Origin of the sequence: Streptosporangium longisporum (genome assembly GCF_039534895.1) — a bacterium.
Taxonomy (GTDB): domain Bacteria; phylum Actinomycetota; class Actinomycetes; order Streptosporangiales; family Streptosporangiaceae; genus Streptosporangium; species Streptosporangium longisporum.
The window spans coordinates 259531-275540 of the sequence record NZ_BAAAWD010000014.1; the positions used below are offsets into that span (position 1 = coordinate 259531).

The window sequence follows — 16010 nt, forward strand, 5'->3', positions numbered from 1 at the left end:
GCAGCGCTCCGCCGTGACGGACGACTCGTCCGCGGTCACGATTAACGGGGCCTCTCCCTGACCGCACCCGCAGTACGGGCACACCGGCAACGGTGTTCCTGCCTGTAGGTACTCCGCGATGTGCCGTTGCCCCTCGACGAGACGGATCAGCTCGTCCAAGCCGTGCGCGACGAGATAGCGGGTGAGGCCAGCGAGCACCTCGTGTCGCTCCAACGGTCGTTCAAGTGTGCGGCGCGCGTAGAGGACTCCCGAGGAGCCGGTTTCCACGCACCACCCGTCGAACACCGGGCCGTACGTCACCGGGGCCGGCGCAGGAGCCGAGAGCAGCCGATCGGGCATGGGTCCCCTTCCTACCTTTGATGTCATCGGGCCCGCCCGGTGAGGATCGCCGTCCACAGGCGCTCCCCTTCGGCGGTCCGCATCCACTCGCTCTCCCGAAGAGTGACCTTCTTGCCCCCGTCCTGGCGCCGCCGGATGAGCACCATCCCGCCCGCGGTGCAGAACTCGTAGGTGAGCGGTTCGCATTCGCAGGTGTGCTCGCGTACCCGGATTCGATCGAAGCGCGGCATCCTGCCCCGCCAGCTCAACACCTCGTGGCCATCGTGCAGCGGAGCCACGTGGATGCCGTGGTAGTACGCCGCCAGGTGGCCCAAGGTGCTCACGACTCGCTCTCTTCTCCGTATCGTCCGGCGAAGGCCCTTGTTCGGCAGGCATCGGTGAGTGGAGCCCGGGACCGTGTCCCTCGGAGCCCTCCTGCACCGAGGAACGGACCGGTATGAGGAAGCGGTCGTCCCGAGCCGGTAGGCCCACCACTCACCGATGCCCACGGCTGCATCATAGGCATGCAATACCGTGGTACACCATAGAACACAGCAGTATGTTCCGCTGGAGTACCCTCCACTACGGGTTCCTACCGTGTACTCATGACCGAGTTGCGGGACGATTTGCCCAGGTGGCGTCAGGTGCGAGACATCATCGTCCAGCGCATCGAAGCCGGCCAGTACAAGGCGGGCCAGCGAATCCCCTCGGTCATCGACCTCACCCAAGAGTTCGGCATCGCCACCCAGACCGCCCAAAAGGTCATGAACGCCCTGCGCAAGGACCGATGGATCCGCACCGAACGCGGCATGGGCAGTTTCGTCACCACCGCCGAGGAGCGCACCACGGAAGCTGGCGAGACATCCGAGTAGCTACTACGGCACCAAGATCATCGGAGTCTGCTCACTCCGGATGAGAACTTTCTCTACGTCTTCAAGGCGCGTGCCGCCTGCGGCGTCCCGCGCGCGTCGGGCGGTCGCTGGCCGCGCTGCGGCTCTTCGGCCGGTCGCGGCCGCGCCGCCCACGCGCTGATGTCCACCAAGCGGACACCCATGGCCGGAAGAAGCCTCCCAGCAGTCTGAATGAGGCGACCATAAGGGCTGCCGCGGGGCTTCCGAGCCTCCGGGCCTGGCGGCCCTACGGTTCGGGTCCCCTTGCCACCGGATATCCCGAGTGACGGAGAAGAGCCACCAACCGCGGGATAGCTCAGTCAGTCCTCCGATCCGGCTGGCTGGCTGGAACCGGTCATGCCAGCCGGTCGTGCATGCGGTCCCATTCGGGACCACCAAGAGTCAGGCCTGCCAGGCGGCCGACTTCGTCAGCCCTTGCCACCGGATGACCACGACTGAGGTGGCAGCTCAGGGACCCCAAGATTCGAGCCCGTTATGGAGCGATCGCACATCCCTCTATGCCAGCTCAATCAGTACATAAAGTAAGGAACTCCTCAATACGGCATGAGCAGGGCAAACAACCCAGACCTCATGGCCAGGATCAGCGAATACTTGCGCCTCGGATGCCCCGCAGGCTTCGCACTTCGCTCAAGAGCTGGCGCGCCAGATAACGACTTAGATGCAATTTGATCATTGGTTTACCGTGTCCCAACATCACCTGGTGTCATTTCAAGATTCGGGAGCTTTGACGAAAATCTCACACTCCCGGATCTCTTGAGCGCATTAGTAACGATGGGGTGGAAGCTTGTGGCACATCTGGTCCCGCTCCGGGAGGTATGTCATCCTCGCAGCGACGTCCTCGAAGGCGGGTTGGCAGACAACCACTTCGCAGCTCAGCTGGACAAGGTGGTCCGCGACGCGGAGCACTATCCGGTGTACGGCGACGCGGAAGCATTCTTTGCGCAGACCTATCCCACGAGCGGCCTGAAGACGCTACTCATCAAGACTTTCGGCCGTCTGAGCGGAGCGAAGGGTGTCGCAGGGGAGAACGGCGTACTTCGCCCGACGACCTCGTTCGGTGGCGGTAAGACCCACGGCCTGACCGCCGTCTACCACCTCGCCAAGGGCGCCCGGCCGTCCAACATCACTGAGTTCCTCGACCTGAGCCTGCTTCCCGACGGCCCAGTCCAGGTCGCGGCCCTAGTCGGCGACGCGCTCGACCCCACCGCGGGTATCGAGACCAACGGCCATCGCACTTACACGATGTGGGGTGAGATGGCTGCCCAGATCGGCGATGACGCGTTCGCAGCGATGGAGGCGAACGACACCCAACGCACCGCTCCGGGCACCGCCACGATCAAGGCCACTTTCCATGGCAAGCCGACGGTCGTGATCATCGACGAGATAGCCAAGTATCTGCGCGCAGTCGCCTCCTCCGGGAGCGAGGACATACGTCGTATGGCCGGCGCGATACCGGTCTTCCTTGGCAACCTCTTCGAAGTCGCCTCCGATCCGACCAATAAGGTCTCGGTCATCATCACCCTGGCCGCGACCACCAACGCGTTCGGCGCGGAGACCACCGAGATCAGTGAGCTGACCGGTGAAGAGAAGGAGAAGACCGACGCCGCCAACACCGCCTCGGTCAAGGCCGCCCAGGAGATTGGCGACGTGCTGACCCGCGCGGTGCAGCCGAGCGCGGTAATCAAGCCGGCCGATGACAACGAGATCGGCGAAATCCTCAAGAAGCGCATCTTCGCTTCTGTCGACAAGGACGCCGCCAAGGCAGCTGGGGACGCTTACCGAGACTTTTACGAAAAGCTCGCCAAAACCGAGCAGCTTGCCGGTGGTGCCGAGCACCCGGCTTCCTACGGCGATTTGGTCACCAAAAGCTACCCGTTTCACCCTGAGCTGGTCCGTGTCCTCGATAAGCGCCTGGGCAACATAACCCAGTTCCAACGCGCCCGCGGCGCCCTGAAGCTCCTGGCTGAGGTCGTGGCCAACATCTACGTCACCAACGACAATACGGCAATCATTAACGTCGGCGACATCGACTATTCCAACGAGCCGGTCCTCAACCACCTCACCGACGGCCTCGGCCGCGCCGAGTACGCAAGCGTAGCCAAGGGCGACTTCGCCTCCAAGGCCTCCCACGCCGCTGTCGTCGACGCCGATGTCTTCCCCGGCAAGCCTGCCTACGCCGCCCGCGTGGCCCGCACCGTATTCACTCACTCCCTGGAGATGGTGTCCACTGCAGGGGCAGGCCGCAACGACTGGCTGGTCGGCACTCTGCGTCCAGGCGAGGACGCCACCGTCTTCGAGAAGGCGCTGACCGAGTCAGAGAAGGTCTTCTGGCACCTGTCGTACGACGGTGCTCGCTGGCGCTTCAACATTGAGCCCAACGTCAACGCCATCATCGAGACCGAAAAGCGAAACGTCGCCAACACCGCAGTGGCCGCGGAAGTCGACAGTCTGATACAAAAGGCGTTCGCCAACGACGGCGGCGTCACTGCAATCCATTTCCCATCAGGCCCTGCTGAGATCCCGGACAAGGACGCGCTACGCGTAGCCGTACTCGACCACGATGTCGTCACCGTCGATCCGGCCCACGCCGACCAGCCACCGGCACAAATCGTAGAGATGCTCGACAAGGTCGGCTCAGTCGGTACGCCGCGCAAGTACCGCAACTCTCTGGTTTTCGCTCTGGCCGATGCTGAGCAGGTCCACGTGCTCAAGGACCGTGCACGTGCCTTGATCGCCTCCAACAACCTCGCCGCCGATACCCACCGGCTGGGTCAGTTCAGCGTGGAGGTTCGCAAGAAGGTCGAAACCTACGACAAGGAGGCCCGCCTCCAGGCACGCATCGCGGTCACCCGGTGTTTCAAGCACATCTACTACCCGGCCGATGAGAAGGCCACCAGCTACCTGCGCCACCGGGAGCTTCCCGCCCAATCCCAGGGCGACCCGAAGAATGCCACCTCTGCAGTCATCACACTGCTGACCGACGAGGACAAGATCCGTACAAGCCCGTTCACCGCCTCCTTCCTACGCAACCGCACCTGGGCCAACAAGGAGACCACGAGCACGGCGGCGATCGCCGATTACTTCTGGTCCGACCACAAGGCCTCCATCGTTCGCAACCCCTCCCTGTTGCGTGACGCGATTGTCAACGGCATTAGTCACGACAACTGGGTCTACTACGACTCAGCCAGCGGCAAGGCCTATACGGCCCACAATCAGGCTGGCATGTCGATCACCTTCAGTGCCGACGCTGAGGTTATGACCATGGCCGAGGCACAGAAGCGCGGCCTGCTAGTCCGTAAGCCCACCCAGACGGACCTCCGCTCGGTGCTCACCAGCGACCAGCTCACCGGTGCCGACGTCCGCACCCGCCTTGAGGCCGTCTGCGGGGGCGAACCCTCCAAGACCGACGTACTCGACCTGTTGGCCACCGCCGTCCAGTCCAGCGAGTACAGCTGGTTTGTTGTCACCGACACCGCGCCTGCCGCCGGCATCCGGGCGCTCTCACCCTCGGCGATTAAGGACAAGGGCCTCGACACCCTCCATATCCTCCCCCGGGAGGTCGCCGACGAGATCGGCGTCGAAGTCCCCACTCGCATCACCACCGCCAAGACCTTCACCGCGAATGGCCCCGGCGGCGCGGCCATGCAGACCCTGCTTGATGCTGTCTCCGACTACGCGATCCGCACCATCAGGACTCTCAGTTTGAAGGTGAGCGCGGATACTGCGTCTGGCACGAGCGACATCGACCTCGCCGTCGTCTCGCTCGGCATGCTGCAGAAGCAGACCATCACGGTCCGCTCCACTATCCGCGCAGAGTACAAGGGTCTCACCGGAGGCGGCATCCAGTTCCAGGGCACGGCCGAGCGCGCCGACTTCCAAATGGCCTATGGCCACGCCAAGAAGGCGCTCACCCCTGCCACGAAGGTGGTCGGCGACGTCACCCTCACCTTCCGGTTCGACCCGGCACTCGACGTCAACGACCCACAGTTCGCGCAGATCCATGACGTCATTAAAAAGCTCGGCATGAAGAACACCACCATGACTGCAGAGGTAACCAGGTGACAGCCCCTCAACGAGCGGCGACTGTCCCGAGCCGACGACTCGCTGCCGTCACGGGCGTTCGTGGTTTCCGTCTCATTGTGCAGCCCGGCCGTGGTGAGACCTACGGCCTCACTATTGAGGAGACGTACGGCGAGGCTGGCTCTGTCCTTGCCGCGGCCGTCGTCACCCTCACCCCTCAGCAGACGGGCCGCGTCATCGACGCCCTCTTCGCAGCCATAAGGGGATCGGGCCACCAGCCCAGTGTGCTGACCTTCACCCGGAAAGCACCCATTCGGCTCGCCGAATCCGACGGCGTACGTCTGGCCCTGATTCTGATGGCCACCCAGCCCATTGCCAAGCACGAGCGTGTCCGTGCACTCATCGCTGGCATCAATGCCATGAGCACCGAGGAGACCTACTACTGGTACTCCAAGTGCATCGGCTTCGACGCCAATCGCGCCCGCAAGGCTCTCCGTACCCTCCTCGCCGATTGAAAGAGCCACCCTTGAACAGCACCAAGCCGCGCGTCCTTATCGAGGACTGGCTTCCTGTCGCCGAACTTGGTATCGAGTCCCGCCGCGAGCGCGGCGCCGCCTCCGCCCTCCCACCGCTTTCCTTTCTCCACATCTGGTGGGCCCGCCGCCCCCTCGTCGCTTCCGCCGCCGTCGCCCTCGCCGGTGTGCTACCCGCCTGGTCCGAGGAGCTCGCCAAGGCGTTCCCCGACACAGTCGAACTCCAAGACGAAGCTGCCTACCGCCGCTGGCTGCTTCACCTTGTCGGCATCTGGGGCGACCCGGTATACGGGCGGAAGGTCATCGACGCTGCCAACGCCGCTGGCGTAAAGCTCAAGGGCAACGGCTACGGCTACAAGCAGGCCTTCCGTAACTCGATCCCGCGCATGGACATCGACCTGCTCCATGCGGTTCTCATCCATACCTGGGGCAAGCTCCCGACGCTTGCCGACCCGACGGCCGGTGGCGGCAGCATTCCCTGGGTGGCGTCCCGCCTCGGGCTCCCGGTGGTCGCCAACGACCTCAACGGCGTCGCCGCTTGCGTGCTTAAGGCTGGCGTCGAGATCCCCGCGACCAAAGGGCTCGACCTGGTTCCAGAACTGAGGAAGTGGGGGCAAGTCCTCGTCAAGCGAGTCGAGAAGCGGCTTAAGGAATACTTCCCGCTCCAGGGTGGCGAGAGTGTCATCGCCTACATCTGGGCCAATGCCATCTCCTGCCCCCGCACCGGCCGCCTCGTACCGCTCATGCACGACAAGTGGCTCCGCAAGACCGTAGGCAAGGAAGCAGCCGTCCGAATGCTCACCCAGCACGACGGCGTCGAACTCTCCGAGCCAATCTTCGAGATTGCCCTCGGCAGGAACGTCGACAAGTCCGACGCTTCCACTGGAACCACCGCCCGGGGCAAAGCCATCTCGCCCTACGACAACCTCGTCATCGACGGCGACTACATCAAGCAGGCCGCCCAGGCCGGCCAGATGAAGCAGGTTCTCTACGCCGTCGCCATACGCACGCCCTCGGGCGAACGCACTTTCCGCGTCCCCAACCAGGCCGACCTCGATGCCATCGCTGCTGCGGAGGCGAAGCTTGAGGAGGTGAAGGCGCTGTGGCAGGCGACAGACATTTTGCCCTCCGAAGAGATTCCGGCAGAGGCCAACTACGACCGCGGTCACCGCATGTACGGCATCAACACCTGGCTCGACTTCTACATGCCGCGCCAGGCACTGGTCCACGGCACGTTCGTCAACGAATTCGCAAAGCTAATGCCCGAAGTCCGGGAAGCACTCGGCGATCGTGCTGATGCAGTCCTCTTCGAGCTCGCGATGATGCAGGGGACGGCTCTCAACTACAACTCAAGGCAGGCGTCATGGAACGTGCTACGTCAAGGCATGCGCAGCGTCTTCGATCGACATGACTTCGCGTTCAAGTGGACCAGTGCTGAATTTGAGGGCGCCTCAGCTCTTTACTCCTGGTGCCTTCACCAACTCCTAGATGCGTACGGCAGCATTGCTCGGTTGCTCGATGAAACTGGAGTTTCAACTCTAAATCTCGAGAATCGCTTGCCGCGTGAGGTGACGATCCTTCAGGGAAGTGGCGCAAGCCTTGCCCTTTCCGACGGTGCGGTTACTCACGTCTGCATGGACCCGCCGTACTACGACAACGTGATGTATGCGGAGCTCGCAGACTACTTCTACGTCTGGGAAAAGCGGACCCTGGGCCGCCTCATCCCTGACTACTTCCAGGACGATCTCACCGACAAAGACAACGAGGCTGTGGCCAACCCCGCACGCTTCGCGGCGATGGGAAAGCGGAAGAAGGAACTTGCTGACCTCGACTACGAGACGAAGATGGCCAGCATTTTCGTTGAGAGCCGTCGTATCCTCGACGACCAGGGCGTACTCTCGGTAATGTTCACGCATAAGAAGGCTGAAGCCTGGGATACCCTTGGAATGGGCCTGCTTCAGGCTGGTTTTACGATCGAGACCTCGTGGCCTGTGAACACCGAATTTGAGAATTCCCTTCACCAAGCAAACATGAACTCGGCCGCATCGACAATCATGTTGGTGTGCCGAAAGCGCAATGAGAGGAGTGACAACACGAAGGTCTACCTCGATGACATCGAACAAAACATCCGACGTGCAGCCCGCGAAGCGGCGACCCAGTTCCAGCACGACGGAATCGAGGGCGTCGACTTGCTTCTGTCGACGTACGGTCCGACGCTCTCGGTGATCTCGCAGAGCTGGCCCGTCTACTCCTCGACCCCGGACGAGGACGGCCGCGACAAACTGCTACGACCCGAGGAAGCCCTCGCCCTGGCACGCGAGGAGATCGTGAATCTACGCCGGTCTCGACTGGTCGGGAAGGCGGCGAAGACCGACACGCTCACCGACTTCGTGCTACTGGCCTGGGACACGTTCGTTGCCCGCGAGTTCCCCTTCGACACCGCCCGCCTCCTGGCACTCGCCGTCGGCGGGCTCGACATCGACCAGCTCGAGCGGGCCAGGGTGGTCGCCAAGACCTCGGGCAAGGTCACGCTGCTCACCCCAAGCGAGCGGGTGCGGCGTGGTGTCGAGTCCGCCGCACCCGGCGTACGGCCCGAGGCTGCCTCGTTCGACTACATCATCGACGCCGTTGACACGACCCTGTACATCGCCGAGCACGATGGCATGCCGGCGGCCAAGCGATTCCTCGATAAGCACGGCTACACCAACGACGCCGGGTTCATCTCCACCCTGCAGGGTCTGGCGAACGCGATGCCGCGCACCAAGGTCAAGGGAGACTGGGTAGTGGCCGAGGCCGGGCGCCTTGACACCCTGTGCACGCTTTACTTCCCTGACGTGATACTGCCGGAGGCCACTGACGTGGCCACGTTGGTCGAGGACAAGCCCAACGCGCTCTTCGAGGTGGAGTGAGGTTGGCCGAGCACGACAATGCTTTGTTTCCCGGTGCTGCCGCCAAGCCAGCGGCACCAACGCAAGGTGGTCTCTTCGACCATGACCCTGCCATGGCTGAGGACTCGTTCCGCAACGTGACGCTGAAGGCGATGTACTCGCCCGACAATGCGCCGTTTGAGACGTTCTACGAGCCACTGCTTTCCCGAGCCGTCGCCTACGACCGTGCGGTCGGCTATTGGTCCGGAGCAGAGCTGCAGTTCGCCGCTCAGGGCACGGCGTACTTCATCGCCCGTGGTGGCGTGATGAGACTCATCGTCGGCGCCCAGCTCGGTAAGAAGGACGTGGACGCGGTGCTCTCCGGCACCCCGCTCGACGACGTGGTCGCCGAGCTTCTACTGGCTGATCCTGGCCTGGAGGGCACGAAGATCGTGCAGAGCGAGCATCTCAGCGTGCTGGCCTGGATGGTCGCCAACAACCAGCTTCACATCCGAGTCGGCATCCCGGTCGACAAGCATGGCCACTTGCTTACCCATAAGGAGTCGGGCCGCTACTTCCATACTAAGTACGGCATCTTCACAGACCGTTACGGCCACAAGGTCGCATTCAGCGGCTCCAACAATGCCTCGGTCACTGCATGGGTGAAGAACCACGAGACCTTCGACGCCTACCGCTCCTGGCGCACCGAGTCCTGGGAGGACTATGGCAAGCCCAAGGAGCGAGCCTTCGATCAGCACTGGCGCGGCCACCCCGACAAGGGGTGGGCAGTCATCGATCTACCTACCGCCGTCCGAGAACACCTGATAGAGCACGCTCCTGACGCTCCGCCGTTTCCCCCTGACACTCTCGTGCCGCAGCCGAAGCCCGAAGGAGCCGATCACAAGACACCGCCTATCGAGGCGGACATTGCTATCCAGGCGGCCTGGGACGAGCTGGTCGCTCTTCGGGATGCGCCGAAGACGTCCGCATGGACTGGCGTGGGTACAGCGTGGGCTCAGCCGCTGCCACATCAGGCCGAGCTGATCCACCGGGTGGTGTCGACGTACCCGCGAAGCTATCTCTTCGCCGACGAGGTCGGTCTCGGCAAGACCGTCGAGGCAGGCATGCTGCTGCGCGAGCTATTTACCTCCGGCCAGGCAAAGAAGGCCTTGCTTCTAGTGCCGGCCTCGGTGATGAAACAGTGGCAGGAAGAACTCCACGAGAAGATGAACCTCGATGTCGCCCGCTACGACAAGGGCAATTTCGTCGACCGGTTCGACCAACCCCTCCAGACTGACCTAAATGCTAACCCGTGGTCGGCCTTTCCGATTGTGCTTGCCTCCTCCCACCTTGCTCGCCGCCGCACTCGCCGTACTGAGATCCTCGACGCCGGACCATGGGATGTTGTTCTCGTTGATGAGGCTCATCACGCCCGCCGCCGCGGCTCCAAAGCGACTGACACTCCCAATTCCCTGCTCGCACTGCTCCAAGAGATGAAGAAGCGCGACCTATGGCGTGCGCTCTATCTGGCTTCGGCGACTCCGATGCAAATGCACCCCCACGAAGCCTGGGACCTCATCGCGCTCCTCGGATTGCCAGGCAAGTGGGGTAAGCAAGCGTTCTTCTTCACCCAATACTTCACCTACCTCGGTGACTCGCCCGAGAGGCGCGGCTGGGAACTCATCTGCGACATGCTGGAAGATTACTTCTCCGATCCACTCGCTGAACGTGATCAGGAGCTGGAGCAGCAGGTCAACGACGCACTCGGGTGGGCCGACGCGTTGACGGTGATCGGGATGGCCAGCAACCCACCTTCACCTGATCTCAGGGCACAGTTCCCCAATGCCACCTCCGAGTGGATGGATAAGTGGGCTCGCCGCCACACCCCGATGCGCGATCGAGTTTTCCGCAACACTCGTAAGACCATGCGGGCCTACCAGGCGGCCGGCATCATCCCGGCCTCCGTCATCATCCCGTATCGACACGTCAAAGACGAATTCATTCCTCTAGAGCGGAATGAGCGGAGGCTGTACGACCGTATCGAGGAGTACATCCGCCGCCACTACAACGCCTACAAATCCGACAAGGCCACCAAGGCCCTCGGTTTCATCATGACCGTCTACCGGCGCCGGCTGACTTCCTCCTTTGAAGCAATCAAGCAATCCCTCCAGCGCCGCCTCGACGTACTCGAGCAAGGCAAGAGCCTGGCCGACCTCCTCACCGACGACGATGGCGCCGACCTGGAAAGCTCTCTCTTCGACCCCGAGGTCTTCGACGTCCGCGCCGACCGCCTCAAGGAGGAGATCGGCGAGCTGCGCTCCTTCCTCAATGACCTCGGCGACCTTACCGGTGAGGACACGAAGGCCAAGCAGCTCATCGAGGATCTGGCCAAGTCGTTCAAGACGTATGACTCCGCGGTCGTCTTCACTCAGTACACCGACACCATGGACTACATCCGCGAGCGCCTCCTAGCCGCCGGCTACAACAAGCTTGGCTGCTACTCCGGCCGCGGCGGCGAAATTTACGATCCGGTCGCAGGGAAGTGGAGCCCAGTTACCAAGGCTGAGATCAAGAACCGGTTCCGCAACGGCAGTATTGAGGTCTTGATCGGTACCGACTCGATGAGCGAGGGCCTCAACCTGCAGACGTCGGGCCGCCTCATCAACTACGACATGCCCTGGAATCTGATGCGCGTCGAACAGCGCATCGGTCGCATCGACCGTATCGGCGCTGCCTACGGGCATCTCCAGATCAGCAACTACTTCTACAAAAACACTGTCGAAGAGCAGGTCTACAAGGGCATCAAGGAGGACTACGACGACTTCACCAACATAGTCGGCGGCGCTGCACCTGTCCTTGGCACTGTCGAGAAAGTCATCGAAGACCTCGTCCTTGCCGCACACCTCAGCGACGAAGTTATCGCCAGCGAGATCGCCAGCATCCGAACCCAAATTGAGGACATCAACAACCAGCCCGTCAGAACCGACGACCTCGGCGCCCCTGGCGACGGCATCACCATCAAAACTCCACCAGTCCTAGTAGGAGACATCACTCCGCCAGTCCTTGCCACCAAACTCACGAACAACCTTCTCTCAGGCCGCTGGCTGACCCCAGACGACGGACGCCCCGGTATCTACAACCTCGTCCTTGCGCGTGACGACGCTGGTGTGTCCTTCAGACGTTCCGACGGCGCGATATCCATCGAGCACTACTTAGGTCAGCTACCCACGGCCTCAGTCCCCGTGACATTCGACCGCGACATCTGGGACACCAGCAGTGACAGCGACCTCGTCTTCCTGACCTACGGGTCACCCGAGTTGGCCTCCCTCCTCCCCCGCGAACCCGGTGAGTGACAGATGGCAGCATGGATCACTTCTGGAGTTGACCCGGTTTAGTGGATACTTAATTTCTGAGGAACCCTGGTTCCCAGAAGGAGTTCGCCGTGCTGAATAACTATCCACAGGAATTCCGCTGGCAGGAAAATAGTGGATTCACAGCTCCACCAACTCCATCCGCATGAATCGCAGATTTATTTCACGAGGACAGCGGGGGTGCCTTGCGCGCTGAACCTCGGTATATGTCAGAAGCGTACCGTCGTTCGGATATGTCGATCTTGTCATGGGCAGCTTCCATCAGGTCGACTTCAAGGACGGCGGCGAGTGCACGAGGTAGTTCAGCACATCAGCCAGCTCTCCACGGATCCGGCCCAGAGTCTCAGGGTCTGGGCGCTGGGACTCCTCGGGAGTCAACCACTGGAACTCAGCCAGTAGCTCTCCCGCTTCACCAGCCAAGGCCATTGCCAGATTCTTCGGGGTATGGAACTTCTTCCATTCGCGCTCCGCACCGAACCGGCGAAGACGCCCAGCGAGCTCCTCAAGTTCTGTCGCCACAGGTACCGACTTTACCGCCCCTACCGTCATTGGAACTCACAAGCGATATCTGCAACCGGAGTGACGGAGGCCGATAATTGTCGGTGGACGGCGTTACGGTACGTCTCACACCACGCATCACCTGCGTCTGGATGGCGCCACTTTGTGAAGGAGCGGCTTTCGTGGCCTCACGCTGTCTGTACCAGGCAACCGCCGGCGACCTCGCCAACGCCATCTCCGCAGGACATCTCATCAGGGAGCTCAGGCGGAGCTTCGACGTGTTGATCGGCGGCAAGCTGGACGACAAGGAGGTCGAATCCTGGCGCAACAGCATCCCGACGGTCGTCGAATTGCTGCTGGAAACGAACTTGGCCGAGGTGCAGGTGTTGGTGGAGTTCAAGATTCCGATCACCGACGTGCGCATGGACCTGGTGCTGGTCGGGTCCCATCCGGGCAGCGGGCGGATGTCGGTGGTTGTGGTGGAGAACAAGCAGTGGGAGTGGGTGCGGCCGGATCCAGGCTCGCAGATGGTGCACGCTCCCGGGGCACCCAACAGCAACCCGCGGCTGCATCCGGTCAGGCAGGTCTGGGGCTACCGCCAGGTCCTGATCGACTACATCCCCCTGCTGAAGCAGTCGGCCGAGGTCTCCTGCATCGTCAACATGCACAACGCCACCGGTGAGACCCTGGCGACGATCCGCCCCTCCGCCATGGGCCTGCAGTGCGATCCCCTCTATGCGCGGATGTACGGCAAAGATCACCGCGAGCAGTTCAAACGCGCTCTTCGCACCGCCCTGGCCCCCGAGAAAGCGGCCCACTACACCCAGGAGCTCTTGGAGGCTCCGGTGCTGCCGACCGGAGGCCTGATGGCGGTGGTCAGCGATAGCGTCTGCCATCGGTCGGTCTTCCCACTACTGGATGAGCAGCGGGAAGCCTACGACTACGTGCGAGGCGCGGTCACCAGAAGCAAACAGGGCGCCCCCAAGGAGGCCGTCGTGATCGTGGGCGGTCCCGGCACCGGCAAGAGCGTGATCGCCGTCGAACTGTTGGGCGCCTTGAACCGCCAAGGCGTGCGTGCCGTTCACGCCACCGGCAGCAGATCGTTCACCCAGACCCTGCGTGACAATGTTGAGAGGGTCGACCCACGGGCGCGGCGCAGTTTCTCCTACTTCAACAGCTACACCCACGCCACCACCAACGACTTGGACGTCCTGCTGTGCGATGAGGCCCATCGGCTGCGCGAGACCTCCCGCAAACGCGACACCCGCAACGGGTACGACGACGGCCGACAGGCACCACCCCAGGTGCAGGAGCTGATCAACGCCGCACAGGTCCCGGTGTTCCTGCTGGACGAACACCAGCTGGTCCGCCGCGGCGAGGTGGGCTCCGTCCAACTCATCCACGACACCGCCACGGCGATGGGAGTGAAGGTCCACCAGATCGACCTGCGTCACCAGTTCCGCTGCGGCGGCTGCCCCGAATACGTCACTTGGATCGAGAACCTTCTGGGTCTGGGTTCGGAGCAGGGTCCGCAGCGGTGGCTGCCGCTGGATACGTTTGAGCTGTACGTGGCCCGCACCCCCGCCGTAATGGAGAACTTCCTGCGGACCAAGCTGCCCCAGGGACACACCGCTCGCATCGCGGCCGGCTTCTGCTGGCCCTGGAGCAAACCCCAGGACAACGGCGCCCTGGTCAACGACATCAAGATCGACGACTGGCACCGCCCCTGGAACTCCAAGGCCGACCGGACCGTCAACGGTGTTCCCCCCTCCAGCCTGTGGGCCAGCGACCCGGCCGGCTTCGACCAGGTCGGCTGCATCTACACAGCCCAAGGATTCGAGTACGACTACGCGGGCGTCATCTTCGGAAAAGACCTGACCTGGACCGAACAGGGGTGGAAATCCGACCGCAGAGCCAACAAGGACACCGCAGTCAACGTCGCCCCCCGCTTCGACCAGCTCGTTCGCAACACCTATCGGGTCCTGGCCACCCGCGGCATGCGCGGCGCCGTTCTGTACTCCGAGGACCTCACCACCAACCGCCTGTTCGCCAGACTCGGCGTGCCCGTCCTACCGGAGTAACGACCACTGAAGTTGTCCTCGCTGAGTGACGCACCGCACACGAGTCTCACAGCTCGCTGGTCAAGAGGCTCGTTGCCGTCGTCCACAAGCGGTGCAGCGGGATGTTGTGGCCTCGCCCGGTTCAGGCGGTACCGCGCGATGGCCTTCGGCGGCTTCTACTCGCCTTTGGCCGCCTTGATCCACTTCGTGAACTCTCGGACCAGGTCCAAGATGAACGCCCGTCCCGCCTGCCGGAACGGCAGATAGAGCCACACCGGCAAGGACAGCACGATGATCACTAACATCGGCAGGACAAGGACGGCGACGATGAACGTGCGTTGCCAACGCGACAAAGGCATAAGCATGGGTGGTCCCTCAGACGACCGAAGACAGGGGAATCCCCACCAGGGACGTGGGGCAGATCCGTACAGGCGACTACCGCACAACCAGCTAGGAGAGAGGGGGGAACCCCTTGACAGCCTCGGCCCGATGGAATGCGAAGTACTTGTCGCTGTCGGCGTTGTGCTCGACACATCGCCGACCGGCCAGCTCGCGGGTGAGCTTCCCCACGTCCGACAGGTCGCTCTCCGGAACCGACGAGCGGATGAACCCCTCGCTGTCGACGTAGATGTAGCCGCATTCGAACAGGGCGTCGCAACCTGCCAGGCAGGCGACCATCACATTGTTCAGGTCCAGCCGCTCGGTGTGGGTGGCGCGCGAGCGAAGCTTGATATGTGCCAGGCGCACCAGCGGTCGGGGCAGAGTGCGCCCACACAACGCGCAGGTCAGCAGGGTCCGCTTACCGAACTTCGCGCCGCGTAGCTTGTGCTGTTCCCGCCGGCCGAGCATGATCCTGATCACGTCGGTGGAGCCGTTGATCGTCAATGGCTCACCGGGCTTCGAGGCATCCTGTGGGTCGGTCTCCTGACGCGTTACCGCGAGCGCCAGCACAGCGTCCGAACTGCCGAGAACAGCGGTTCCCTGTTTGTTGGCCGACATCCGGAGCGCTTCCATGGCGTCAGCCGCCAGCATGGCTCCGGTCACATCGGTGTCATCGCTGAGAATGTCGACATCCACCCGCTCCGGGTAGATGCCATCTGGCCAGACCTGTGAAGTGCTGGTATACAACGGCCTGGTGATCTGACCGACGACAACCCGCTGCAGGTGCGCATCGTGCCATCCGTTCGCGGCGACGCGGCTGTTAGGGCCGCGGTGTCCGAAGAGGAGGTAGTCGCCTATCTCAAGGGAGGCGACGATCTTCCTGCCGTCAGCCTTGTCCAGGGTGGCGGAGTGCCACCCCCAAACGCCGTTGTCGATCCCGATGGTGAAGTTGGTGATCGAGTTGCGAGGGACGTAGATGTACGCGGTCTTGCTCACAGAGTGAAGTCCTCACTTTGCGCTTCCGAGGAAGCGAAGCAGGCGCTGTGGCGGT

Annotated in this window: 10 protein-coding genes; 6 read left to right on the plus strand and 4 right to left on the minus strand. The window is 62.7% G+C overall.

Annotated elements, in window-relative coordinates; translation table 11 throughout:
* Window positions 1–362 precede the first annotated feature (362 nt).
* Window positions 363–662: a hypothetical protein gene (locus ABD832_RS24605; RefSeq protein WP_344899375.1), complete on the minus strand. Its 300-nt coding sequence runs from the start codon at window positions 660–662 to the stop codon at window positions 363–365.
* A gap of 261 nt (window positions 663–923) precedes the next feature.
* On the opposite strand from ABD832_RS24605, the gene ABD832_RS24610 reads away from it, so the two are divergent.
* The 5 genes from ABD832_RS24610 to ABD832_RS24630 all read left to right on the plus strand — a co-directional run bounded on the left by ABD832_RS24610 (window position 924) and on the right by ABD832_RS24630 (window position 12002).
* The gene (locus ABD832_RS24610; protein ID WP_344899377.1) at window positions 924–1190 is read left to right on the plus strand and encodes a GntR family transcriptional regulator; all 267 of its coding nucleotides are present in this window, start codon (window positions 924–926) and stop codon (window positions 1188–1190) included.
* An 888-nt stretch (window positions 1191–2078) separates the two neighbouring features.
* A complete protein-coding gene (locus ABD832_RS24615) occupies window positions 2079–5291 on the plus strand; it encodes an ATP-binding protein (protein WP_344899379.1) in 3213 nt (1070 codons plus the stop codon).
* A 77-nt stretch (window positions 5292–5368) separates the two neighbouring features.
* Complete coding sequence (locus ABD832_RS24620) at window positions 5369–5764, plus strand: DUF7680 family protein (RefSeq protein WP_344899381.1); 396 nt, start codon at window positions 5369–5371, stop codon at window positions 5762–5764.
* 11 nt (window positions 5765–5775) lie between these two features.
* Window positions 5776–8691, plus strand: a complete 2916-nt coding sequence (locus ABD832_RS24625; protein ID WP_344899383.1) for a DUF1156 domain-containing protein — start codon at window positions 5776–5778, stop codon at window positions 8689–8691.
* A 2-nt stretch (window positions 8692–8693) separates the two neighbouring features.
* Complete coding sequence (locus ABD832_RS24630) at window positions 8694–12002, plus strand: DEAD/DEAH box helicase (protein ID WP_344899385.1); 3309 nt, start codon at window positions 8694–8696, stop codon at window positions 12000–12002.
* Between the two features lie 279 nt (window positions 12003–12281).
* On the opposite strand, the gene ABD832_RS24635 is transcribed toward ABD832_RS24630, so the two are convergent.
* The gene (locus ABD832_RS24635; protein WP_344899387.1) at window positions 12282–12539 is read right to left on the minus strand and encodes a nucleotide pyrophosphohydrolase; all 258 of its coding nucleotides are present in this window, start codon (window positions 12537–12539) and stop codon (window positions 12282–12284) included.
* A gap of 161 nt (window positions 12540–12700) precedes the next feature.
* On the opposite strand from ABD832_RS24635, the gene ABD832_RS24640 reads away from it, so the two are divergent.
* Window positions 12701–14599, plus strand: coding sequence for a DUF2075 domain-containing protein (locus ABD832_RS24640; RefSeq protein WP_344899389.1), 1899 nt, complete (start codon window positions 12701–12703; stop codon window positions 14597–14599).
* Between the two features lie 155 nt (window positions 14600–14754).
* On the opposite strand, the gene ABD832_RS24645 is transcribed toward ABD832_RS24640, so the two are convergent.
* Together ABD832_RS24645 and ABD832_RS24650 are read right to left on the minus strand one after the other, a co-directional pair.
* Window positions 14755–14943 carry a hypothetical protein gene (locus ABD832_RS24645; RefSeq protein ID WP_344899391.1) on the minus strand — a complete coding sequence of 63 codons (189 nt, stop codon included), beginning with the start codon at window positions 14941–14943 and terminating at the stop codon, window positions 14755–14757.
* A gap of 85 nt (window positions 14944–15028) precedes the next feature.
* Window positions 15029–15955 carry a hypothetical protein gene (locus ABD832_RS24650; protein WP_344899393.1) on the minus strand — a complete coding sequence of 309 codons (927 nt, stop codon included), beginning with the start codon at window positions 15953–15955 and terminating at the stop codon, window positions 15029–15031.
* Between the last annotated feature and the right edge of the window lie 55 nt (window positions 15956–16010).